Raw genomic sequence first — 23147 nt, 5'->3', positions numbered from 1 at the left:
CGAACAGGTCCGGGAAACGCCACGAACCAGAGACACGGCGGGCGGTGATTGCGGGTTCCCGTATGACCACGAAACGCCGCCCTTTAGGGTGGTTGTAGATCGGTGCGGCCGCGTCGCACCCGGATCGAACGCAGCGAATCCACCGCCGCCCACCACCGCATCGTTGACGAGAAGGTCAGGAGAACCTCGGTCGTGTCAGTCACAGACGACATCCGCGCGCTCACTCAGCCGAACCACCCCACCGACTGGACCGATCTGGACACCAGAGCCGTCGATACGGCCCGGGTCCTCGCCGCCGATGCGGTCCAGAACACCGGCAACGGCCATCCGGGCACCGCGATGAGCCTGGCCCCGCTGGCGTACACGCTGTTCCAGCGTGTGATGCGGCTGGATCCGAGTGATCCGGCCTGGGCGGGCCGCGACCGTTTCGTGCTCTCCTGCGGTCACTCCAGCCTCACCCTGTACATCCAGCTGTACCTGGCGGGCATGGGTCTCGAGCTGACCGACCTCGAGCACCTGCGCAAGTGGGGTTCGCTGACCCCGGGTCACCCGGAGTACCGCCACACCGACCACGTCGAGATCACCACCGGCCCGCTGGGCCAGGGCCTGGCGTCGGCGGTCGGCATGGCGATGGCGGCGCGGCGCGAGCGCGGGCTGTTCGATCCCGAAGCGGCACAGGGCAAGTCGGCGTTCGACCACTTCATCTACGTGGTGGCCTCCGACGGTGACATGGAGGAGGGCGTCACCTCCGAGGCGTCCTCGCTGGCGGGCACCCAGCAGCTGGGCAACCTCATCGTCTTCTACGACGACAACAAGATCTCCATCGAGGACGACACCCGCATCGCCTTCACCGAGGACACCGCCGCGCGCTACCGCGCCTACGGCTGGCACGTGCAGACCGTCGAGGGCGGCGAGAACGTGACCGCCATCGAGGCGGCCATCACCGCGGCGCAGGCCGTGACCGACAAGCCGTCGATCATCCTGCTGCGCACCATCATCGGCTACCCGGCCCCGAACAAGATGAACACCGGCGCTTCGCACGGCGCCGCGCTGGGCGCCGACGAGGTCGCGGCCACCAAGAAGATCCTGGGCTTCGACCCGGAGAAGAGCTTCGACGTGGACGGCGCGGTCGTCGCGCACTCGCGCGGCAATGTCGCCGACCGCGCCAAGGCCGCGCGCGCCGTCTGGCAGGAGCAGTTCGACGCCTGGGCCGCCGCCAACCCGGAGAACAAGGCGCTGTTCGACCGCCTGCGGGAGCGCCGCCTGCCCGAGGGCTGGGCCGAGACCCTGCCGACCTACGAGGCGGACCCGAAGGGTATGGCCACCCGCAAGGCGTCGGGCAAGGTGCTCGCCGCGCTGGCGCCGGTGCTGCCGGAGCTGTGGGGCGGTTCGGCCGACCTGGCCGAGTCCAACAACACCACCATGCCCGGTGTGCCGTCCTTCGGCCCCGAGTCGATTTCCACCGGTGCGTGGAAGGCCAACCCGTACGGCCGCACCCTGCACTTCGGTGTGCGTGAGCACGCGATGGGTTCGATCCTCAACGGCATCGCCCTGCACGGACCGACCCGTCCGTACGGTGGCACCTTCCTGGTGTTCTCCGACTACATGCGCCCGGCCGTGCGCCTGGGTGCGCTCATGCGCACCCCGGTCACCTACGTGTGGACCCACGACTCCATCGGCCTCGGCGAGGACGGCCCGACCCACCAGCCGATCGAGCACCTGGCCGCCCTGCGCGCCATCCCGGGCCTGAACGTGGTCCGTCCCGGCGACGCCAACGAGACCACCTACGCCTGGCGCACCATCCTGGAACGCGACAGCGCCGAACGGCATTCGCACTTCCTGGTCTCCGAGCCGCCGCACCAGGACGGCCCGTCCGCGCTGGCCCTGACCCGCCAGGACCTGCCGATCCAGGAGGGCACCAGCTACGCGGGCGTCCGCAAGGGCGGCTACATCCTGGCCGAATCCTCCACCGGCGCACCGCAGGTAATCCTGATCGCCACCGGTTCGGAACTGCAGCTCGCCGTCGAGGCGCGCGCTACGCTCGAGGCACAGGGCATCGGCACCCGGGTGGTGTCCATGCCGTGTGTGGAGTGGTTCGACGCGCAGGACCAGTCCTACCGCGATGAGGTCCTGCCGCCGTCGGTGCGGGCTCGCGTTTCGGTGGAGGCCGGTATCGCGATGCCGTGGCACCGTTTCACCGGTGACGCCGGTGAGAACGTGTCCATCGAGCACTTCGGTGCCTCGGCCGACTTCAAGACGCTGTTCCGCGAGTTCGGCATCACCGCTGATGCCGTCGTCGCCGCTGCCACCCGCTCGCTTGCCAAGGTGAAGGGATAAGTCCATGACCCAGAACACGAACACCGCGGCCCTGTCGGCCGCCGGAGTTTCGGTGTGGCTGGACGATCTGTCGCGCGATCGCATCAAGTCCGGAAACCTCCAGGGCCTGATCGACTCTCGCAATGTCGTCGGTGTCACCACCAACCCGACCATTTTCCAGGGCGCGCTCGCCAAGGGCCACGCCTACGACGAGCAGGTCACCGAGCTCGCCGCCCGCGGCGCGGACGTCGATTCGGCCATTCGCACCATCACCACCGATGATGTGCGCGCGGCCTGCGACCTCTTCGCCGACATCTTCGCCGAGACCAAGGGCGTCGACGGCCGCGTCTCCATCGAGGTGGACCCGCGCCTGGCCTTCGACACCGACGGCACGGTCGCCCAGGCCATCGAGCTGTGGAAGATCGTGGACCGGCCCAACCTGCTGATCAAGATCCCGGCCACCGAGGCGGGCCTGCCCGCCATCACCCGGGTGATCTCCGAGGGCATCAGCGTGAACGTGACGCTGATCTTCTCGGTGCAGCGCTACATCTCGGTGATGGGCGCCTACCTCGACGGTCTGCGCAACGCGCACACCGCCGGGCACGACATCGCCGGAATCCATTCCGTCGCTTCGTTCTTCGTCTCCCGCGTGGACACCGAGATCGACAAGCGGCTGGAGGGCATCGGCACCGCGGAGGCGCTCGCCCTGCGCGGCAAGGCCGGAATCGCCAACGCGCGCTTGGCCTATGCCGCCTACCAGGATGTGTTCGACGGCGGTGCGCACGCCTCGGTCTACGGCAAGCTGGCGTCCGCGGGCGGTAACACGCAGCGTCCGCTGTGGGCCTCGACCGGCGTGAAGAACCCGGAGTACCCGGACACCATGTACATCACCGAACTGGTGGGCCCGAACACGGTCAACACGCTGCCGGAGAAGACTCTCGAGGCCTTCGCCGATCACGGTGTGCTGGAAGGCAATCGGCTCGCGGGCCTGGCCGCCGAGGCGCAGCAGGTGTTCGACCAGCTGGTCGCGGCGGGCATCGACCTGGCCGACGTGTTCGGTGTCCTCGAGACCGAGGGTGTCGACAAGTTCGTCGCCTCCTGGGACGAACTGCTCGCGGCCACCTCCGAAAAGCTGCAGGTGGCGGGAGGAAACTGACGGTGGCAGGCGCAGCGACGACGGTCGCGACGCCGAACCCGCTGCGCGATACACGCGACAGCCGGGTTCCGCGCATCGCTGGACCGTGCAGCTTGGTGATATTCGGCGTTACCGGTGACCTGTCGCGGCGCAAAGTGCTGCCGGCGATCTACGACCTGGCGAACCGGGGGCTGCTGCCCCCGGGTTTCTCCCTGGTCGGCTTCGCGCGCCGGGACTGGACCGACGAGGACTTCGCGAACCTGGTTCACGAGTCGGTGTCCTCCTCGGCGCGCACTCCCTTCCGGGAGGAGGTGTGGCAGCAGCTGAAGGAGGGCCTGCGGTTCGTCCGCGGCACGTTCGAGGACGACGCGGCCTTCCACAAGCTGGCCACCACCCTCAAGGATCTGGACCGGGATCGCGGGACCGCCGGCAATACCGGTTTCTATCTGTCGATTCCGCCCAGTGACTTCCCGATCGTGCTGGAGCAGCTGTCCAAGAACGGTCTGGCCCAGCCGGCGGATTCCCCCGCCGGACAGCCCGAACCGTGGCGGCGGGTGGTGATCGAGAAGCCCTTCGGGCACGACCTGAAGAGCGCCCAGGAGCTCAATGCCCTGGTGAACACGGTGTTCCCGGAGCGTTCGGTGTTCCGCATCGACCACTACCTGGGCAAGGAGACGGTGCAGAACATTCTGGCGCTGCGCTTCGCCAACCAGCTGTGGGATCCCATCTGGAACGCCAACTATGTGGACCATGTGCAGATCACCATGGCCGAGGACATCGGCCTGGGTGGTCGCGCGGGCTACTACGACGGCATCGGCGCGGCGCGCGACGTCATCCAGAACCACCTGTTGCAGCTGCTGGCGCTGACGGCCATGGAAGAGCCGGTGAGCTTCCAGCCCAAGCAGCTGCAGATCGAGAAGATCAAGGTGCTCTCGGCGACGAAACTCGTCGAGCCGCTCGACGAGACGACGGCGCGCGGCCAGTACACCGCGGGCTGGCAGGGCAGTGAGCCGGTGGTGGGCCTGTTGCAGGAGGAGGGATTCGACCCCAACTCCCGCACCGAGACCTACGCGGCCATCACCCTGGCCGTGGAAACCCGCCGCTGGGCGGGAGTGCCGTTCTATCTGCGCACCGGAAAACGGCTGGGCCGCCGCGTCACCGAGATCGCGGTGGTGTTCAAGCGGGCCCCGCACCTGCCGTTCGACCAGACCATGACCGAGGAGCTCGGGCAGAACGCGCTGGTCATCCGGGTGCAGCCGGATGAGGGCATCACCATGCGATTCGGGTCCAAGGTGCCCGGGTCGTCGATGGAGGTGCGCGACGTGAACATGGACTTCAGCTACGGCGAGGCCTTCACCGAGGACTCCCCCGAGGCCTACGAGCGGCTCATCCTGGATGTGCTGCTCGGGGTGCCGTCGCTGTTCCCGGTCAACGAGGAGGTCGAATTGTCCTGGCGCATCCTCGATCCCGCGCTCGCGCACTGGGCCGAGACCGGCAAGCCCGACCCGTACGAGGCGGGCGGCTGGGGCCCGGATTCCGCCGACGAGATGCTCGCGCGCAGCGGGCGGGAATGGCGGCGGCCGTGATCATCGACATGCCCGACACCGACACCCGCGAGGTGTCGAAACGCCTTGTGCAACTGCGGGAATCCAATGGCGTGGTGACCATGGGGCGGGTGCTCACCCTGGTGGTGTGCACCCTGGACAGCTCCGAGGCCGAGGACGCCATCGACGCCGCCAACGACGCCAGCCGGGAGCACCCGTGCCGGGTGATAGTGCTGGCGCGCGGTGACCGCATGGCCCAGACCCGGCTGGACGCGCAGATCCGCGTCGGTGGTGACGCCGGGGCGGCCGAGGTGATAGTGCTTCGGCTGCAAGGGGATCTGGTGCCGCACGAGTCGAGTGTGGTGATCCCGTTCCTGCTGCCCGACACCCCCGTGGTGGCGTGGTGGCCGCGGGGCGCGCCGGAGTTCCCGTCCAAGGATTCGGTGGGTCGCCTGGCGACCCGCCGCATCACCGATGCGACCTTCGCTTCGGATCCGCAGACCACCATCAAGGGCCGGCGGCAGTCCTACGCGCCCGGCGACACCGATCTGGCGTGGAGCCGGGTCACCTACTGGCGGGCGCTGCTGGCGGCGGCGCTGGACGAGGCTCCGTTCGAACCCGTTGAGTCCGTGACGATTTCGGGTCTGAAGGAAGAACCGGCGCTGGACATGCTGGCGGGCTGGCTGGCCGCACGGCTGGACTGCCCGGTGGTGCGGCGCACCGGCGAGCTGAAGGTGGAGATGCACCGGCCCACGGTGTCGATCTCCATTGCGCGTCCCCAGCACGGCCGCACCGCGACGCTCACCCGCACCGGTGAACCCGACCAGCGTTTCGCGCTGGCCCGTCGGGAGACCAGGGACTGCCTGGCCGAGGAACTGCGTCACCTCGACGCGGACGACATCTACGCCGAGGCCCTCACCGGAATCGAAAGGGTGACCTATGAGTAAGCCCGCCGTCGAAACCTTCGCCACCACCGACGAACTCGTGCAGGCCGCGGCCGCGAAGTTCGTCGCCCAGGTGGTGGAGGCGCAGCGTCTGCGCGGCTCCGCCTCGGTGGTCCTGACCGGCGGCGGCACCGGTATCGCCCTGCTGGAATGGGTCCGCAAGGCCCCCGGCGACATCGACTGGTCCAAGCTCGACGTCTTCTGGGGCGATGAGCGTTTCGTCCCCACCGGCGACGCCGAACGCAATGAACTCCAGGCCCGTCAGGCCCTGCTGGACCACGTCCCGGTCGACCCGGCCCGCGTCCACCCCACCGAGACCTCCAGCGGCGACTACCCCGACCCGCTCGAGGCCGCCGGCGAGTACTCGGCCACCGTCCACGCCCACCTGGCCGAACACGGCGCCTTCGACCTGCACCTGCTGGGCATGGGCGGTGAGGGCCACATCAATTCACTGTTCCCCCACACCGATGCCACCCGCGAACAGCACGAACTCGTCGTGGCCGAAACGAACTCCCCCAAACCCCCGGCCGTCCGCATCACCCTGACCCTCCCCGCCATCCGCAAGTCCCGTCACGTGATGCTCATCGTCTCCGGCGAGGCCAAAGCCGCCGCGGTAGCCGCCGCACTCAACGGCGCCTCCCCGCTCGACATCCCCGCCGCCGGCGCCATCGGCACCGAATCGACCACCTGGCTCCTCGACGAATCGGCCGCCGCGGATCTACCGAGCTAGATCCAGGACGAATCAGCATCCGACGGAGGGGCGGACCCGCACCCGCGGGTCCGCCCCTCCGTCCTCCTGCTCGAATACGGCGAACCCACAGGTCCGCCCGGGTTCCGTGCGCTGGATTCAGGTAGTCGAGTACTCGCGATCAAGCCTGGTTGCGGTCATAGCGTGGAGGCTCGGAGGCCGAAGGGTTCGGCGCGAGGGGAACGACATGATCGACATCATCACTCTGCGGGGTGCCGGGGAGCAGCGCAACAGCGATGGGACGCCGGCGGGCATGCTGCACGATGTCACCAAGCTGCTGGATACGGCGAAGTTCCGGTGTTTCGAGCCCGATTGGCCTGCTTCGATCGGGCCGGATCCGGATACCTGGGGGCCTTCGCTGGACATGTCGGTGCGGTTGGGGGTGGCGGCGGGGGTCACGGCGTTGCAGGATTCGCCGAATGTGTGTGGGCTGATGAGTTATTCGCTGGGTGGGATCGTGGCGAGCACGATTCTGCAAGGGGTGCGAGCGGGTATCTACACCAATGTCGACGGGTCGCCGCTGGAGATCGCGTTCGTGGTGAATATCGCCAATCCCATGCGGCGGGCGGGGCAGTCGGTCGGGAATCTGTGTCCGGCGACGAGCTATGGGATACACGGGCAGCGGGGCGCGTGGCCGCTGGGGATGGATGTGCGTGAGTACGCGAATCCCGACGACATCATCACCTCCTCCCCCGCCGATTCGCCGCTGCGGGCCATCGATACCGCGATTTCGCCGTTCTCGCTGGTCGAGGGGGCGCAGATCGGGAATCTGACGCCGGTGATCTTCCATGAGCTGCTGGATTTCCTGATGCAGAATCCGGTGGCGAACCTGGATCGGTACCAGGCGGCGGTACGTGGGCTGATCGGGTATCTGACGCCGTGGCCGGACGGGCAGCACGTGCTGTATTCCGGGCACAATATGCCGGGCACGGGCCTGCTGTGGACGACGCATGCGGCGGAGTACCTCAACGCGAACTTCTGAGACATCGCAGCCGAGGCAGCGAGTCGGCCTCGAATTGCCGAGTGCCGGTGACAGATTGCCGTCTTCAGCGTGAATAACCCTGTGCCGGTGCAGTTTCCCGCCAGATATCCGGTGGCACCACGACGTGGGAGCGGCCGTGCCGGTCCAGGATGCGGCCGAGTAGTTTCTCGTGCCGCAGTGTGATGGTGCGTTCGGTGACGACGAGCTCGGGATGCAGTGTGGCGATCTGGTTTTCGAAGCGGGTGACCTCGGCGACCGAGTGCAGCCCGGCCTGCAGCACCAGATTGTGGGTGCCGCTGACGGCGGCGCAGTTGCGGGTCTGCGGGAGCTGGATGAGCCCGTAGCCGATCTCGGGCAGCGCGGCGGTGGGCGCGGTCGCCCAGAAGGTGACCGCGACCGGCCAGCCACCCAGTGGGCGCGCGAAATCGCAGCGGAAGCTGAGCAGCCCGAGACGGGTGAGCTCGTCGATGCGGCGTTTGACGGTGGAGGCGCTGGTATCGAGGGCGGCGGCGAGGACACTGTGCGCGGTGCGGCCGTCGCGGGCCAGTGCGCCGATGAGGGCCCGGTCCAGCGGGGTGACGCGGCGGCCGCGATCGGCTCCGGCCGGGACGGGCGGGGTGCGCAACTGGTCGCGCTGGCCGGGGGCGAGGGCGTCGATGCGCCAGCTGCCGCCCTCGGCGAACCAGTGGGTCACGATGCGGGTGCGCACGGCCGCGATGTGTGCGACGGCCGGCAGCACGTCGAGGGTGTAGCGCGACATCTGCCCGAAATCGCCGGTGGCGACGGTGGCGAGAATGCGGTTGCTGCCGCCCGCGCGTTCCAGGGTGAGCATGTGCGGATGCGCGGCCAGGGTGGCGACCACCGCGTCGGTCTGCCCTGCGGCGCAATCGATGTCGACGAAGGCGGCACACAGCAGATCGAATACCGCCGGGCCGGGTGAGACGCTGATCCAGGCCTCGCCGCGGTCACTGAGCCGTTGCCAGCGGCGGGCCACGGTCACCGGGTCCACGCCCAGCACCCGTCCGAGGTCGGTCCACGAGGCGCGGGGTCGCAGCTGCAGGGCGTGGATGAGCGCCAGCTCCGCCTCGGTCAGCAGTCTGACGTCATCCTGCACGGTCCGGCACTCTCTGCTCGTATCCTGCGATTCACCCGTGTCTGACACCCAGTCTTGCACAATCGCAGGGTCGCTTTCGGCAGAGACGGAACTGGAGAGTGCATCGTGGCATTCGGTGATTTTCAGAACGAGATCTACTTCAACGGGTTGCGCGGGGTGGTGCCGGCGCTGCCGGTGAGCTTCGCGGAGCTGGCCGAGCGGGCGCAGGCGGCGCTGCCGCCGTCGGTGTGGTCGTATGTGGCGGGCGGCGCGGGCGACGAGCGCACCCAGCGGGCCAATGTGGCGGCGTTCGATCGGTGGGGCGTGATTCCGCGCATGTTCGTGGGTGCCAAGCAGCGTGACCTGTCGGTGGAATTGTTCGGGAACACCTGGCCCGCACCGGTTTTCATGGTGCCGGTGGGTGTGATCGGTCTGTGTGCGCAGGACGGGCACGGTGATCTGGCGACCGCGCGGGCCGCGGCGCGCACCGGTGTCCCCATGGTGGCGTCCACGCTGAGCGTGGATCCGATGGAGGACGTGGCGGCCCAATTCGGTGACACCCCCGGCTTTTTCCAGCTCTACACGCCCACCGACCGGGATCTGGCCGCCAGCCTGGTGGAGCGGGCCGAGCGGGCGGGGTTCAAGGGCATCGTGGTCACCCTCGACACCTGGGTGACCGGCTGGCGGCCGCGCGATCTGTCCACCGGCAATTTCCCGCAGCTGCGCGGGCACTGCCTGGCCAACTACTTCACCGATCCGGTGTTCCGGGCGAGCCTGGCGCAGTCGCCGGAGCAGGATCCGCAGTCGGCCATCCTGCGCTGGATCCAGGTCTTCGGCAATCCGCTGACCTGGGCGGATCTGCCGTGGCTGCGCTCGCTGACGAAGCTGCCGCTGATCGTGAAGGGCATCTGCCACCCCGAGGACGCGCGCCGCGCCCGGGACCTGGGCGTCGACGGCATCTACTGCTCCAATCACGGTGGCCGCCAGGCCAATGGCGGGCTCCCGGCACTGGACATGCTGCCCGAGGTGGTGGCCGCCGCCGAGGGGCTGCCGGTGCTGTTCGATTCCGGGGTGCGCTCGGGCGCGGACATCATCAAGGCGCTGGCGCTGGGCGCGTCCGCGGTCGGTATCGGCCGCCCCTACGCCTACGGGCTGGCGCTGGGCGGCGCGGACGGCATCGTGCACGTGCTGCGCACGCTGCTGGCGGAGGCGGATCTGATCATGGCGGTGGACGGGTATCCGACGCTGAAGGATCTGACGCCCGAGGCACTGCGCGCGGTCTCGGTCTAGCTCGTCACCGCTGGATGCGGCGGAAGGGGCGGGCCGATTCGAGGGCGTAGGCGAGTTCGAGCAGGGTGCGTTCGTCGCCGTGGAGGGCGGAGAACATCACCCCGATGGGGAGACCGGACTCGGATGCGCCCATCGGGAGCGAAAGGGCCGGGGCCCCGGTCACATTCGCGAACGGCGTATAGGTGACATAGTCCAGCAGGCGGCCGAAGACGTCGTCGAAGGCCTGGTCGGGGCTCAGGTAGCCCAGGCGGGGTGTGAGGCTCGCCAGCACCGGGGACACCACGAGTTCGACGTCGTGGAAGGAGGCCGCGTAGGCGTGGCGGAGGCGCGAAAGCCGGTACAGCACAGCGGGTGAGCGCAGGGCGGAGCCGCGGAAGCGGGCGGCCAGGCCGCGGGTGAACGGGTCGAGGCGAGCGGGATCGAAGGACCGGCCGAAGCTGAGTTTGCCGGTGAGGCCGCCCAGGAAGGCCAGCATCGCCCAGTAGGTGGCGAAATCCTCGGCGAAGCCCCGGTCCACCGGGTAGGGGATGGGCCGCACCTCGTGGCCGAGGCCCTCCAGCAGCGTGACGGTGTCGTCGAGCACCGCGCGGATCTGCGGGTCGAGGGTTGCCCCGGTGATGGGATCGCTGAGGAGGCCGATGCGCAGCCGCCGCTGGGCGGGCCCCTCGACCAGCCCGATCGGCAGCAGCGTGGGATTGCGCCAGAAACGTTCGGCCGCCGCGAAATAGGTGGCGGTATCGCGGACCGTGCGGGTGAGCACGCCCTCGGAGACCAGGTTGATCGGCATGGAACGAGCCTGCGGGCCGTCGATGTGACGGCCACGCGTCGGTTTCAGGCCGACCAGCCCGCAACAGGCGGCGGGAATCCGAATGGAACCGCCGCCGTCATTGCCGTGCGCGATCGGCACCGCCCCCGCCGCGACGAGGGCGGCCGAACCACCCGACGAGGCGCCCGAGGAGACCTCGGTGTCCCACGGGTTGCGGGTCGGTTCGGCATCGACGAATTCGGTGGTCGCGTTCAACCCGAACTCGGGCAGGGTGCTCTTCCCGAGCACGGTCACACCGGTGCCCAGAAACTGTTTCGCGAAGGGTCCGTGCGCCTTCGCGGGCCGGGCCCGCCAGGCCGCACTGCCGTGTTGGGTCGGCAGCCCGGCCACGTCGGTGTTGTCCTTCACGAAGGTCGGCACACCGAACAGCAGCGCCTCCCGATCCCCCGAGACCAGCGGCGGATCCGCCTCCACAACAACCGCGTGCAACACCGGATCCACCTGTGCCACCCGCTCGCGGGCCGCCTTGGCGACCTCGGCCGCACTCAGCTCACCGCTCCGGATCAGCGCGGCAATGGCCACCCCGTCATGCTCGCCGAGCGCGTCATCGCTGAAAGCGTGAACTCGAACCGCCATGAACCGGGCCTCCTGATCGACACACACCCGATGTCTGCCCGACGGTACGCCCCCACCGCGCGCACGAACAGCAGGATCCCTCGAATAGACCGGTGGCCGGGCCCGATGTCCCGGGCCACGAGTCGAGTCGGGTTACGCCGGGAGGCCGAGGCTCTTCAGGGCATCGGTGAGGAAGGTGTTGACGGCGTCGGGGCGCTCGAGCTGGACCAGATGGCCCGCGGCCGGGACCTCGACGACCTCGCGGAGGTCGGGGACGTTGGCACGCAGGGTGGCCAGGGGGTCGCGACCGCTGAAGCCCTCCATGTCGGGGTCGTTCTGGCCGTAGAGGAAGAAGGTGGGGACTTCGACCTTGGCGTCGGCGTAGGCGGCGGTGAGTTCCCAGTTGCGGTCGAGGTTGCGGTACCAGTTGAGGCCGCCGGTGAAGCCGGTGCGCTCGAAATCCTGGACCAGGGTGTCGAATTCGGCTTCCGAGAGCCACGGCCAGGGCAGGGCGGGCGCCTGCGGGAGGACGTCGAGGTAGCCGAGGCCGGGCGGATTCTTCCAGGTGTCGAGGTAGTGGTAGTCGCCGGAGAGCGAGTAGTAGACGCGGGCCAGGAAGCCGCGCGGATCCGCGGCGAGTTCGGCGTCGGCGATGCCGGGGGTCTGGAAGTAGGACAGGTGCAGGAAGTGACGTTCGGCCGCCTTCGTCCAGAAGGCCGACGGCGCGCGCGGCGGGCGCGGGGCGAACGGGTTGTTCAGGACCATGGCGGCGGCCACCCGCTCGGGGGCGCGCAGGCTCAGCTCCCACACCAGCTGCGCACCGAAGTCGAGGCCGACGAAGACCGCCCGCTCCGCGCCGATGTCGTCGAGCAGGGCCATGAGGTCGCCGATGACGGCGGCGTTGGTGTAGGCCTCCGGGTCGGCGGGCGCCTCGGTGCGGCCGTATCCGCGCAGGTCGGGGGCGAGGGCACGGTAGCCGGCCGCGGCGACGGCGTCGAGCTGGTGGTGCCACATGAACCAGGTGTGCGGAAACCCGTGACAGAAGACGACCGGAAAGCCCTCGCCCTGATCCGCGACGTGCATGCGGACCTCCCCGGTGTCGATCGTCCGATGTGTCAGTTCCACTCCGCCTCCAATTTCTAGAACACGTTCCTATTTCAAGGTAATGTCCAGAGGTCGTGAGCGAAATACCCAAGATTCTCGCCGGAAAGGTCGCGGTGGTGACCGGCGCCAGCCGCGGCATCGGCAAGGGCATCGCCCTGGAGCTGGGCGCGGCCGGGGCGACCGTGTACGTCACCGGGCGCACCGTCACGGCCGGGCACCTGCCGGGCACCGTGGCCGGGACCGCCGCCGAGATCGACGCCCTGGGCGGGATCGGGGTGCCGGTGGTCTGCGATCACCGCGACGACGCGGCCGTGGAGAAACTGTTCGCGCAGGTCCGCGACGAGCAGGGCCGGCTCGACGTGCTGGTCAACAATGTCTACAACTCCCCCGCGTCGGCGCGCTGGATCGGTCGCAAGTTCTGGGAGGTGCCGCCCGGGGCGTGGGACGAGGGCTTCGATATCGGCGTCCGATCCCATTACGTGGCAAGCGTTTTCGCCGCGTCGCTGCTCATCGAGTCGCAGGGCCTGATCGTGAGCGTGTCGTCGCCCGGCGCGATCCGCCAGATGCACAATGCGGTCTACGGCGTCGGCAAGGCCGCCGTGGACCGGCTCACCGCCGACATGGCGCACGATCTCGACGGCACCGGCGCGACCGCCGTCTCGATCTGGCCTGGCATCGTGAACACCGAACTGCTGCAAATGGTTCCGGCCGATGCACAGGGCCGTCGCCTGGTCACCCTGCCGGGGGAGGGCACCTTCGATCTCGACCAGGCCGAGACCCCGCACTTCGCCGGTCGCGCCGTGGTCGCGCTGGCCGCGGATCCGGATCGCCTGGCGCGCACCGGAAAAGCCTGGAAGGTCGCCGATCTGGCCGAGGCCTACGGCTTCACCGACCTCGACGGCCGCGTCCCGCGCGCCGACTAGACATCACGAATTACGTTCCCGAAGAACAGGAGTGGACAACCCTATGCGACGCGTTTTCGTCGTCGGCGTGAACATGACGCCGTTCGTCAAGATCGGTTCCCGCGAGTGGACCTACCCGGAGATGGTCGCCGAGGCCGTGAACGGCGCGCTGAAGGACGCGGGCGTCACCTACGACCAGGTGCAGCGCGCCGCGGTCGGCTACGTCTTCCAGCCCTCGGCCGCCGGGCAGCGCGCCCTCTACGACATCGGCCTGACCGGCATCCCGATCGTCAATGTGAACAACAACTGCGCCACCGGTTCCACCGCGCTTATGTTCGCCCGCGAGTGGGTGGCCGCCGGCATCACCGATGTGGCCCTGGCCGTCGGGTTCGAGCAGATGACCAAGGAGGCCATGGCCGGTCCGGCCACCAAGCCCAAGGTCACCACCGTCGACGCGCACCTGAAGGTGAACAAGGAGCACTTCGAGTTCTCCGCCGCGCCGATCACCACCCAGTTCTTCGGCAATGCCGCCATCGAGCACATGAAGCGCTACGGCACCACGCCCGAGCAGCTGGCGGCCGTCGCGGTCAAGAACCACGAGCACTCCACCCGGAATCCACTGGCGCAGTTCCAGGATGCCTACACCCTCGAGCAGGTGCTGGGCGACAAGCCGGTGCACGGCCCGCTGACCCGCTCGCAGTGCTCACCCATGTCCGACGGCGCGGCCGCGGCGGTCGTGGTGAGCGAGGAGTTCGTCAAGGCCAACGGCCTCGAGGGCCAGGCCATCGAGATCCTGGCCCAGGAGCTGGCCACCGACGACAACACCGCCTTCTCCACCGGTTCCATGATCGACGTGGTGGGTGCGCCCATGACCCGCGCGGCGGCCTCGAAAGTGTTCGCGCGCGCCGGAATCGGCGTCGCCGATGTCGACGTGATCGAGCTGCACGACTGCTTCTCCATCAACGAGCTCATCACCTACGAGGCGCTGGGCCTGTGCGGCGAGGGCGAGTCGGGCGCGCTGATCGAGTCCGGCGCCACCACCTACGGCGGCACCTGGGTGGTCAACCCGTCGGGCGGCCTGATCTCCAAGGGCCACCCGCTCGGCGCGACCGGCCTGGCCCAGTGCACCGAATTGAGCTGGCAGCTGCGCGGACTCGCGGGCGAGCGGCAGGTCGCGGGCGCGCGCACCGCGCTGGCGCACAATCTGGGCCTGGGCGGCGCGGTGGTCGTCACCCTGTACGCGGCCCACACGGCGTGACCATCGGACGGAGTTGAGAATCCCATGACCACACTCGATCCCGACACCATGCTCCGGCTGCCCGTGCACAACGGGCACGCCCTGGTGGCCGGGCTGAGGCGGCACCGCAACCGCCCGGTGCTCACCCTCGGCGACCACGTCCTCACCGGCGGTGAGGTGCTCGACGGCATGAGCCGCTACATCGACGCCTTCGCCGAGCACGGCGTCACCACCGGCACCCCGGTCGGCGTGCTCGCGCTGAACCGGCCCGAGGTGCTGTTCACCATCGGCGCCGGCCAGATCGTGGGCTCGCGACGCACCGCCCTGCACCCCATCGGCGGCCTGGACGATCATGCGTATGTGCTTGCCGACGCGGGCATTTCGACGCTCGTCCTGGATCCGGTGCCCGCGTTCGTGCAGCGCGCCCGGGAACTGGTCGACATGGTGCCGACGCTGACCAAGATCCTGGTGCTGGGCCCGGTGCCCGAACTGCTCGCCGATGTCGGCGTGGATCTGCTGGCCACCGCCGACAAGTACGAGCCGCATCCGGTGCAGGCGGTGGAGCTGCTGCCCTCCGATGTCATCTCCATCAGCTACACCGGCGGCACCACCGGCAAGCCCAAGGGCGTGATCGGCACCGCGCTGACCATGAACACCATGACGCAGATCCAGCTCTCGGAGTGGGAGTGGCCCAAGCGGCCCAAGTTCCTGATCTGCACTCCGCTCTCGCACGCGGGCGCGGCGTTCTTCCTGCCGGTCGTGCTGCTGGGCGGGCAGTGCGTGGTGCTGCCGCGTTTCGATGCCGGAGAAGTGCTGCGCGCCATCGAGGAGCACAAGATCTCGGCGACCATGCTGGTGCCGTCCATGCTGTACGCGTTGCTCGATCACCCGGATTCCAAGACCCGGGACCTGTCCTCGCTGGAGACGGTGTACTACGGGGCCTCGGCCATCGACCCGAATCGGTTGCAGGAGGCCATCGATCGCTTCGGGCCGATCTTCGCCCAGTACTTCGGGCAGTCCGAGGCGCCGATGGCGATCAGCTACCTGGGCAAGGACGAGCACGACAAGGAACGGCTCACCTCGTGTGGTCGGCCCTCGACCGCGATCCGGGTGGCGCTGCTGGACAGCGAGGACAAGCCGGTCCCCCAGGGTGAGGTCGGCGAGATCTGTGTCTCCGGGCCGCTGCTCGCCGCCGGATACCTGAATCTGCCCGAGGTCACCGCCGATACGTTCAAGAACGGCTGGCTGCGCACCGGTGATCTGGCCCGACAGGACGAGGACGGGTTCCTGTTCATCGTCGGGCGTTCCAAGGACATGGTCGTCACCGGCGGGTTCAATGTGTTCCCCCGCGAAGTGGAAGACGTTGTCTCCGAACACCCGAAGGTGGTCACCGTCGCGGTGGTCGGTGTGCCGGACCCGCATTGGGGCGAGGCCGTGACCGCCGTGCTGGTCCTCGACCCCGCCACCGCGGCCGATCCGGCCGCGATCGAGGTGGTCACCGCCGAGATCCAGGCCGCGGTCAAACAGCGCAAGGGTTCGGTGCAGGTGCCCAAGCATGTCGTGGTGATCGAGGAACTGCCACTGACCGGACTCGGCAAACCGGACAAGAAGGCGATCCGCGTGCTGGCTCAGGAGCGCCTGGGCATCGCCTGATTCCCCGTGGGCGCTCGGCTAGGCGAACTTCCGGGTTCGGATCAGCCGGGCGCCCCGGCGGGCGCTGTCGACACCCGCCTCCACCACGGCACGGGTCACGAAGTGCCCCAGGGCCGTTGCCACGAACATGGCCGCGATGAGCACCGGGGCCCAGTTCCAGCTCAGCGCCAGCATCATCCGATCGAAGGTGCCGCGCGGCTGCACCACCGGCTCCCAGCTGTTCAATCGCACCCAGCGGCCCAGGAAAACGCCTACCGCGCACAGCAAATGGATCGCGAGCGTCACCGGGGTGCGCCACGCGCCCAGCCCGCGCGCCTCCAGGAAGCGACCCAGCTCGGCCAGCACCAGGTAGTAGGCGATGAAACCGGAGGCGATGAACGCGCCGTAGACCGGCAGGATCGTCGTCACCACCGGGCCGTTGCCGGCCGCCCGGATGTCGTCGCGCAGGTGCACCAGATCGGTCACCACGTAGGGCGCGTTGGGCAGGAACAGCAGCAACAGCACCGATCCACCCCACCACACCGGCGAAATCGGTAGTCGCCGTTCGTGATCGCGCACGCCACGGAACACCAGTAGCGCCAAAGCCACCGGGATCCATGCCAATACGGTGTTCCACACCATCCAGAACAGATTCCGGTCCAGCACCCCCGCAAGGCTCGGCGCGACCGTCTTCACCGGGTCCATTCGTTCATGATGACGATCTCGGCGCGGCACGTCATGCGAGTTGGCAACACCCTTTGGCAACACTCCTGCCACCGACGCGCCCACGCCGTCCGTGAAAGGCTGGTCGACAGGTGGCGACCAGCTGTTTTACGATCGTATTATGCGGCCGTGGGATATGAGATTCCCGAGTGGGCCCTCGACGTCGCGGCCCGGCTCGGCATCGCACCCGAGGAGATCATGCGGGTCCTGACCGGCGCTGGCCGCGACCGGTGCGCGGGACGGGCGGGCTACCCGCTCTCATGATCATCGGCCGCACCGGCGCGGGGCAGCCGCTGGCGGTGGTGGTGCGTCCGCTGTCGCAGTGGGACCAGCAGGTCGTCGGCGTCCGGCCGGTGACCGGAAGGCTTCTCGCCCAGTTCGAACAATGGGAGGCGGACCATGAGTGACTATCCGGACAAGGGCTACCCGCACACGGCCGACGAAGCCCGCGACTTCCTCGACAGCCTCACCTTCGACGAGGACGCCCCCGAACCCGACCTCCCCGGCCCCGACACCCCGGTCACGGTGCTGCGCACGGTCCGGCTCCCCTACGCCATGGATCAGCGCATCCGCGCCGAGGCCGACCATCGCGGCGTGAGCATGTCCGACCTGATCCGCGACTTCCTCACCATCGAACTGGCCGCCCTCGACGACGACACCCCCATCAGCCGTGCTGATGCCCGCCGGGCCCTCAGCGCCGCCCTCGCGAATCTGTCACCCGTGCAGCGTCATCCGCGGTGACCCTGCCGCGCACGACGAATCGCCCGGGCACCGACGGGGTGCCCGGGCGATTTCAGGAGCTTGGGGCTAGGAGAACTTGATTTCGAGGCCGATGCCGAGAATGGAGATCAGCCAGATCAACCCGAGGAAGATCGTGATGCGATCGAGGTTCTTCTCGACAACAGTGGACCCCGACAAGCTCGACTGCACGCCACCACCGAAGAGGCTGGACAGACCTCCGCCCTTGGCCCGGTGCAGCAGCACCAGCAGCACCAGCAGCACGCTGGTGATAACGAGGAGGATATCCAGGAACATCCGCATGGCCGACAGTGTATGCGGTAGAGATCGAACACCCCGAATCAGGCCAGGGACGGCTGTGGCCCGGGGCATGCGGTGACGGTCAGAACCAGCAGATGATCTTGGCGAGCTCGAACGCGCCGATGAGGCGCATGCTCAACGCCGGACAAGCCAGAGCGCGGTCGCGAGTACGACCAGAACCGACCACACAACCCAGTAGACCGGAGTTGCGTGCACCACGACCAGCACCGCGGCTGCCACGGCGAGCACCACGACTGTGTTTGTTCGCATGATGGATTGTCTCAGCCCGCTCCGAGACTCCTTGATCGACAACGATCGCCAGGGTGGTCGGCGGGACTCGAACCCGCTTCGAACCGACGACCTTCGGATCATGAGTCCACTGCGCTGCCGAACTGCGCTACACCGCTACACCCATTCGGTCCCGTCTCGCGACGGAACATCGCGGAAAGCTGAGGAGTCGAACCCCCGGGGGACGTTGCCCGCCTCCGGTTTTCAAGACCGGCTGACCTCCACAGGCCGGAACCTTCCGAGACCGCCAACCCATCGGGCTTGCGGTACAACAACATTCGCAGCCGACCCGGGAATGCCGCAACAGAATTTCCGGGCGTGCCGTCAGGTGCGCCAGTTGACGCGGGTGGGGTCGGCGGGGCCTCGGCGATGAGGTGGAGAGTGCAGCCCCCGGGCCATGGCGTCGATGAATTCCTCGGTGTTCTCCGGTGGGACGCGGTAGGTGCGCAGCACCATGACGGGGCCGTCAGCGGGGCGAGTTCGACTGTTTAACATCCGCTGACCAGTGCTGATACGAATAGCACATGATCAGCTGTCGAAGGTCGTTCATCACAGGAGAGGGATTCATGACGTTGAAGGCTCGATCTGTCCTGCTCGCCGCCGCGGCCGGGAGCGCCTTGTTCCTCAGTACCGGCATCGCTTCCGCCGACCCCACCGATCCGTCGGGTTTCCTCGTCGGAGACACCGCTTTCTTCAATATCGGTGGTTTCAACTGTTCGATCGCCGCCAATGGCGTTGTCGGCTGCGATATCAACCCGGCGGGCGCACTGATGTACGTGTCGCTGGCCGGGCCCACCGGCCAGGCCTATCCGGTGCCGTACGCCCCGGCCGCGATCATCGACAACGCCGCCTGGCCCGCCCATCCGGAATGGAGCGGCGGCACCGGCCACACCCGGCCCGGCGGCAACCAGGCGGTGCCGCTCAGTGGCGACATGTGGTCTCCGGCCAGCATCAGCTACGCGGGCGCGACGTGCACGCAGGGCTACCGCGGCGCGGTGCAGTGCGCCTCGATGGGACACCAGTTCTCGTTCAATTCCAGCCAGGTCTACGGCAGCTGAACCATACCTGCGTGAAAAGCCCTGCCGGGCACGCGTTTCGCGGCGCGGCAGGGCTTCACAGTGTCCGGCAGACGTATTCGTCGAGCGAATCACGCACGAAGGCAGCGTGTTCGGGCCCGCCGTAGGCGGCGGCGAAGCGCTCGTCCTCGACGTACATCCGCCCGAGCCCGCCGATCATGGCGATGGAGCGCTCCCGATCACCCTCCGCCAGTGGCGTTCCGGGGATGGCCCGCAACCACGCCACGTGCCGTGCGGCCAGCGCCTGCGCGCGCTCGGAGTCCGGGGGGCACCCGTCCTCGCGGGCGGCGATCCAGCACGCGATCAGATCGTCGGTGTCACGCTTCCACTCCCGCTGCTCCCGCAACGACTTGCCGTGCCACCACTCGTTGCTCACAGCGAAAGCGTCTTCACCCCAGCGGGATACGACCTCGTCGCGGTAGGGGTCGTTGAAGCCCTCCAGCATCATCTGCAGCGATCCGTCGACCCCGGCGCGCGCGTCGAGGGTGTGACGCAGGGTCCGGATGCGCTCGTCGAGGCGGGCGCGTTCGTCTTCCAGCAACCGCAGATGGGTGTGCAGGGCCTTGTCCGCATCATGTTCGCGGTCGAGGACCTCGGCGATCACCGGCAGGCTCAGGCCGAGCTCGCGCAGCAGCAGGATGCGCTGCAGCCGTGCCACCGAATCGGCGTCGTAGAAGCGGTAGCCGTTGTGGCCGACCCGAGCGGGCGGGAGCAGACCGATCTCGTCATAGTGACGCAGCGTGCGGCTGGTGACGCCGGCGCTGTCGGCCAGTTGCCGAATCGTCCACTCCACAAAGCCCTCCCGTCTCGTCGCTAATTCTTGCCGACCCAGTCGCCCTCGAAGGTCGCCGCCCACTCCTTGGCCCGGTCCATCTCGGCCTCGCGGGGTGCGGTGAAGATGACCCGGTTGCCGTCCGGGTCGTCGAGGGTGACATCCGTGGTGTACCAGGCGGTGTCCGCGGGACCTGCCACGCCGAGGCCCGGGAGATCGCGCTCCCGCAGGGTTTTCGCCAGTGAGGTGAGGTCCGTGCCGCCGGCGGCGAAGGTGACAGTCGTGCTGCCCGGCGCCGGTTCGCCCGGGACCAGCAGCAGGTCCTGGTACTTCATCCGCCGCAGGTGCACCAGGACGGGTGTGCCGTCGGCGCCGGGAATGGTTGCCAGCGCAATGAATCCGGCGGCCTCGTAGCAGGCGGTCGCGGCGGCGAGGTCGCGCACCCGGAAGGTGGCGAACATGGGCATGGGGTAGATGGTCCGGTCGATGGCCGGTCCGGCGTGCTCGCTCATGGCCTCGACGCTATGGGTTGACGTAGCGGCAAGGTCAACTCGGCGCCACCGGAGGGCGAGGCGTGGGCGGAGTAAACCGCCGGCATGTCCTCCACGAGACGGAGAACAGCGGTGTCCAGGCATCCGGCCCGGCCGTGGCAGGGCGATCGACACCGGGCCGCACGGCGATGGTGCGAAGTCGAGGCTACAAACCAGGCCACCCGGAGAGTCGCGGTGACATGGCCGACCCGATCGATAACAATGCAGCCCCATGACGGACACGGCCGGGAGCGGATTGATAAATCGGCAGGCAGACCGGGTTCAGAATGTATCGCCGCCCCGGGCGGGATTTCGGCCCGATATCGAAGGGTTGCGAGCAGTCGCGGTACTGGCCGTCGTGTTCTTCCATGCGGGTACGCCCGGGCTCGGTGGTGGATTCGTCGGCGTGGATGTCTTTTTCGTGATATCGGGCTTCCTGATCACCGGAATGCTCTGCCGGGAGGCAACAGTCACCGGCACTATCGAGCTGATCCGGTTCTACGGCGCACGGGCTCGCCGGTTGCTGCCCGCGGCGAGCATCGTCCTGGTCACCACCGCGATCGGCGCGGCGGTGCTGCTGCCGCCGCTGCAGGCCCGCCAGGTCCTGGGCGACGGGATCGCAAGCGCGTTGTACGCCGGGAACTACCGGCTCGCCCTGCACGGGACCGACTACCTCGCCGCCGATACGCCGCCGTCGCCGTTTCAGCAGTTCTGGTCACTCGGTGTGGAGGAGCAGTTCTATCTGCTGTGGCCGGTGGTCATCATGACGACGGCCTGGCTCGTCCGGCGGCGACGAACCGGATCGGCCACGCGGGTGCCGTACCTGATCGTGCTCGCGGTTGTCGCAGCCGCCTCGTTCACGATCTCGCTGGTGTGGACCCGGGTGCTGCCGCCATGGGCCTTCTTCTCGCTGCCCGCTCGGGCCTGGGAGCTGGCGGTCGGCGGCATGGTGGCGCTCTCGGCCGTCGTATGGTCCCGGCTGCCGAAATCGGTGGCCGTGCTCGTCGGATGGATCGGCCTGGTCCTGATCGTCACGGCCTGCACCCAGCTGGACGGCAGGACACCGTATCCCGGCGCCGCGGCGCTGCTGCCTGTCCTGGGCGCGGCTTCGATGATCGTGTCCGGCTGTGCCGAACCACGATTCGGGGTTGGCCGGCTACTGGCTCCGGCCCGGGTGCGGGCGATCGGCGGCCTGTCATACACCTGGTATCTGTGGCATTGGCCCGTGTTACTGCTGGCGCCCCTGGCGCTCGGCCACCCGCTCGGGCGAGTCGGCGCACTCGGCGCGGTGGTGATGGCCGGCGGACTTGCCCTGCTGACGCACTGGTCGGTCGAGAATCCGGTCCGCTTCGCCGCATTGTTGCGGAGCTCCGGCGGGCTCAGCCTCGCCTGCGGCGGCGCGTGCACTGCGGTCGCCATCGGTGTGGCGGTGGTACTGCTCGTGCTCGTCCCCGCCCCGGTCGGCCACGGTATGTCGGCGCCGGCGCTCACCCTCGTCGCACCCCCCGCGCCGTCCACTCCTGCCGCCGACCCCCGCGACCAGGCGGTTCGGCAGCTGGTGACACAAACTCAGTCGGCGGTCGCCGCCTCGGCCGAGATCCGGGCTATCCCTTCGAATCTCACCCCCTCCCTCGGCGACGCGTCCGGCGACAAGGCAGACGTGTTCATCAATGGGTGTGTGCGCTCCTGGCGTGATGTGGGCCAGCCCGAGTGTGCCTCGGGTAATCCGGACTCGGCCACCACGGTGGCCTTGGTCGGTGATTCGCACGCCGCGATGTGGAGTCCGGCGTTGGAGCCGATCGCCGCGGCGCGGGGCTTGCGGCTGGAAACCATGGCGAAGGTCACCTGCCCACTGCTGGACCTGCCCATTACGAGTCCTTATCTGGACCGGGAGTACACCGAATGCGAGCAATGGCGCGGCCAGGTGTTGACCCGGCTGCGGAGCGAACGCCCACGGCTGATTGTGGTGAGTATGTCCCGACGCTATGGCGGAGACTTCGGCTTCGTCTCCTACGACCGTGCCTGGATCGATGGCCTGACCCGCCTGGTTGCCCAGCTGCGCGCGATCGGCTCGGCCGTCCTCGTTCTCGGGCCGATCCCCGATCCGCACACCACCGTGCCGGCGTGCCTGTCCGAGCACATCGACGATGCGTTGGCATGTACCCCCGAGCGACCGGTCGCGGTGAACGACGCGGGTGTCGTGGCCGAGCAGACAGCAGCCGTCGCCGGAGGCGGCCAGTACGCCGACCTCACCTCCCTGTTCTGCACTGCCGCCCGCTGTCCCCTCATCGTCGGCAATACCCTGGTGTACCGCGACGACAACCATCTCACCGTCAGCTACGCCCGGATACTCGGACCGGCCATCGGCGCGTTCACCGACCAGGCGCTCGCCCACGGCTGAGCCGTTTCGGG

The 23147-nt window shown here is 68.5% G+C and carries 24 protein-coding genes; 15 read left to right on the top strand and 9 right to left on the bottom strand.

Annotated features, from left to right (window positions below; genetic code table 11):
- Window positions 1–192: 192 nt before the first annotated feature.
- The 6 genes from tkt to ACIRRA_RS10190 all read left to right on the top strand — a co-directional run bounded on the left by tkt (window position 193) and on the right by ACIRRA_RS10190 (window position 7669).
- Window positions 193–2337: a transketolase gene (gene tkt / locus ACIRRA_RS10215; RefSeq protein ID WP_402765661.1), complete on the top strand. Its 2145-nt coding sequence runs from the start codon at window positions 193–195 to the stop codon at window positions 2335–2337.
- A gap of 4 nt (window positions 2338–2341) precedes the next feature.
- Entirely contained in the window at window positions 2342–3472 is a 1131-nt protein-coding gene (gene tal / locus ACIRRA_RS10210) for a transaldolase (RefSeq protein WP_402765658.1), read from the top strand.
- A 2-nt stretch (window positions 3473–3474) separates the two neighbouring features.
- The gene (gene zwf / locus ACIRRA_RS10205; protein WP_402765655.1) at window positions 3475–5037 is read left to right on the top strand and encodes a glucose-6-phosphate dehydrogenase; all 1563 of its coding nucleotides are present in this window, start codon (window positions 3475–3477) and stop codon (window positions 5035–5037) included.
- The gene (opcA, locus tag ACIRRA_RS10200; protein ID WP_402765653.1) at window positions 5034–5942 is read left to right on the top strand and encodes a glucose-6-phosphate dehydrogenase assembly protein OpcA; all 909 of its coding nucleotides are present in this window, start codon (window positions 5034–5036) and stop codon (window positions 5940–5942) included. The genes zwf and opcA overlap by 4 nt, the downstream gene beginning before the upstream one ends.
- Window positions 5935–6669 (top strand): 6-phosphogluconolactonase, encoded by a 735-nt coding sequence (pgl, locus tag ACIRRA_RS10195; protein WP_402765651.1) that lies wholly within the window; start codon window positions 5935–5937, stop codon window positions 6667–6669. Before opcA ends, pgl begins: the two co-directional genes overlap by 8 nt.
- 205 nt (window positions 6670–6874) lie before the next feature.
- On the top strand, window positions 6875–7669 hold the full coding sequence (locus tag ACIRRA_RS10190) for a hypothetical protein (protein WP_402765649.1): 795 nt from the start codon (window positions 6875–6877) through the stop codon (window positions 7667–7669).
- Window positions 7670–7733: 64 nt separating this feature from the next.
- Here ACIRRA_RS10190 and ACIRRA_RS10185 read toward each other — a convergent pair whose 3' ends face one another.
- Window positions 7734–8783, bottom strand: coding sequence for an Lrp/AsnC family transcriptional regulator (locus ACIRRA_RS10185; RefSeq protein WP_402765646.1), 1050 nt, complete (start codon window positions 8781–8783; stop codon window positions 7734–7736).
- A gap of 105 nt (window positions 8784–8888) precedes the next feature.
- Between ACIRRA_RS10185 and ACIRRA_RS10180 the strand changes: the two genes are divergently transcribed.
- On the top strand, window positions 8889–10052 hold the full coding sequence (locus ACIRRA_RS10180) for a lactate 2-monooxygenase (protein ID WP_402765643.1): 1164 nt from the start codon (window positions 8889–8891) through the stop codon (window positions 10050–10052).
- A gap of 4 nt (window positions 10053–10056) precedes the next feature.
- Here ACIRRA_RS10180 and ACIRRA_RS10175 read toward each other — a convergent pair whose 3' ends face one another.
- Window positions 10057–11454, bottom strand: a complete 1398-nt coding sequence (locus tag ACIRRA_RS10175; RefSeq protein ID WP_402765640.1) for an amidase — start codon at window positions 11452–11454, stop codon at window positions 10057–10059.
- A gap of 132 nt (window positions 11455–11586) precedes the next feature.
- Window positions 11587–12558, bottom strand: coding sequence for an alpha/beta fold hydrolase (locus tag ACIRRA_RS10170; protein ID WP_379436055.1), 972 nt, complete (start codon window positions 12556–12558; stop codon window positions 11587–11589).
- A gap of 53 nt (window positions 12559–12611) precedes the next feature.
- On the opposite strand from ACIRRA_RS10170, the gene ACIRRA_RS10165 reads away from it, so the two are divergent.
- Genes ACIRRA_RS10165 through fadD8 form a run of 3 tightly spaced genes read left to right on the top strand, consistent with a single transcriptional unit; the run spans window position 12612 to window position 16329 of the window.
- The gene (locus ACIRRA_RS10165; RefSeq protein ID WP_402765636.1) at window positions 12612–13460 is read left to right on the top strand and encodes an SDR family NAD(P)-dependent oxidoreductase; all 849 of its coding nucleotides are present in this window, start codon (window positions 12612–12614) and stop codon (window positions 13458–13460) included.
- A 43-nt stretch (window positions 13461–13503) separates the two neighbouring features.
- Complete coding sequence (locus tag ACIRRA_RS10160) at window positions 13504–14697, top strand: thiolase C-terminal domain-containing protein (protein WP_402765634.1); 1194 nt, start codon at window positions 13504–13506, stop codon at window positions 14695–14697.
- A 24-nt stretch (window positions 14698–14721) separates the two neighbouring features.
- On the top strand, window positions 14722–16329 hold the full coding sequence (fadD8, locus tag ACIRRA_RS10155) for a fatty-acid--CoA ligase FadD8 (RefSeq protein ID WP_402765632.1): 1608 nt from the start codon (window positions 14722–14724) through the stop codon (window positions 16327–16329).
- An 18-nt stretch (window positions 16330–16347) separates the two neighbouring features.
- On the opposite strand, the gene ACIRRA_RS10150 is transcribed toward fadD8, so the two are convergent.
- A complete protein-coding gene (locus ACIRRA_RS10150; protein ID WP_402765629.1) occupies window positions 16348–17013 on the bottom strand; it encodes a DUF1361 domain-containing protein in 666 nt (221 codons plus the stop codon).
- Between the two features lie 147 nt (window positions 17014–17160).
- Here ACIRRA_RS10150 and ACIRRA_RS10145 point away from each other — a divergent pair, with 147 nt between their 5' ends.
- The 3 genes from ACIRRA_RS10145 to ACIRRA_RS10135 are packed head-to-tail and all read left to right on the top strand — an operon-like array spanning window position 17161 to window position 17772.
- On the top strand, window positions 17161–17295 hold the full coding sequence (locus ACIRRA_RS10145; protein WP_402765627.1) for a hypothetical protein: 135 nt from the start codon (window positions 17161–17163) through the stop codon (window positions 17293–17295).
- Window positions 17292–17438 carry a hypothetical protein gene (locus tag ACIRRA_RS10140; RefSeq protein ID WP_402765624.1) on the top strand — a complete coding sequence of 49 codons (147 nt, stop codon included), beginning with the start codon at window positions 17292–17294 and terminating at the stop codon, window positions 17436–17438. Before ACIRRA_RS10145 ends, ACIRRA_RS10140 begins: the two co-directional genes overlap by 4 nt.
- A complete protein-coding gene (locus ACIRRA_RS10135) occupies window positions 17431–17772 on the top strand; it encodes a hypothetical protein (protein ID WP_402765622.1) in 342 nt (113 codons plus the stop codon). Before ACIRRA_RS10140 ends, ACIRRA_RS10135 begins: the two co-directional genes overlap by 8 nt.
- A 66-nt stretch (window positions 17773–17838) precedes the next feature.
- On the opposite strand, the gene secG is transcribed toward ACIRRA_RS10135, so the two are convergent.
- From secG to ACIRRA_RS10120, 3 genes are all read right to left on the bottom strand, one after another.
- Window positions 17839–18072, bottom strand: a complete 234-nt coding sequence (gene secG, locus ACIRRA_RS10130; protein WP_040858416.1) for a preprotein translocase subunit SecG — start codon at window positions 18070–18072, stop codon at window positions 17839–17841.
- Window positions 18073–18204: 132 nt separating this feature from the next.
- A complete protein-coding gene (locus tag ACIRRA_RS10125) occupies window positions 18205–18339 on the bottom strand; it encodes a hypothetical protein (RefSeq protein ID WP_357003286.1) in 135 nt (44 codons plus the stop codon).
- Between the two features lie 342 nt (window positions 18340–18681).
- On the bottom strand, window positions 18682–18813 hold the full coding sequence (locus ACIRRA_RS10120) for a hypothetical protein (protein ID WP_402765618.1): 132 nt from the start codon (window positions 18811–18813) through the stop codon (window positions 18682–18684).
- Between the two features lie 110 nt (window positions 18814–18923).
- On the opposite strand from ACIRRA_RS10120, the gene ACIRRA_RS10115 reads away from it, so the two are divergent.
- The gene (locus tag ACIRRA_RS10115) at window positions 18924–19415 is read left to right on the top strand and encodes a hypothetical protein (RefSeq protein WP_402765615.1); all 492 of its coding nucleotides are present in this window, start codon (window positions 18924–18926) and stop codon (window positions 19413–19415) included.
- Window positions 19416–19470: 55 nt separating this feature from the next.
- On the opposite strand, the gene ACIRRA_RS10110 is transcribed toward ACIRRA_RS10115, so the two are convergent.
- Both ACIRRA_RS10110 and ACIRRA_RS10105 read right to left on the bottom strand, forming a co-directional pair.
- Complete coding sequence (locus tag ACIRRA_RS10110; RefSeq protein WP_402765612.1) at window positions 19471–20226, bottom strand: MerR family transcriptional regulator; 756 nt, start codon at window positions 20224–20226, stop codon at window positions 19471–19473.
- 20 nt (window positions 20227–20246) lie between these two features.
- Window positions 20247–20717 (bottom strand): VOC family protein, encoded by a 471-nt coding sequence (locus tag ACIRRA_RS10105; RefSeq protein ID WP_402765609.1) that lies wholly within the window; start codon window positions 20715–20717, stop codon window positions 20247–20249.
- A gap of 250 nt (window positions 20718–20967) precedes the next feature.
- On the opposite strand from ACIRRA_RS10105, the gene ACIRRA_RS10100 reads away from it, so the two are divergent.
- Window positions 20968–23136, top strand: a complete 2169-nt coding sequence (locus tag ACIRRA_RS10100; RefSeq protein ID WP_402765607.1) for an acyltransferase family protein — start codon at window positions 20968–20970, stop codon at window positions 23134–23136.
- Window positions 23137–23147 lie beyond the last annotated feature (11 nt).

The sequence above is a fragment of the Nocardia sp. NPDC101769 genome (assembly GCF_044766925.1).
Taxonomy (GTDB): domain Bacteria; phylum Actinomycetota; class Actinomycetes; order Mycobacteriales; family Mycobacteriaceae; genus Nocardia.
Note: the sequence above shows the minus strand (reverse complement) of the source record. Positions and strands in the feature narration are given on the sequence as shown.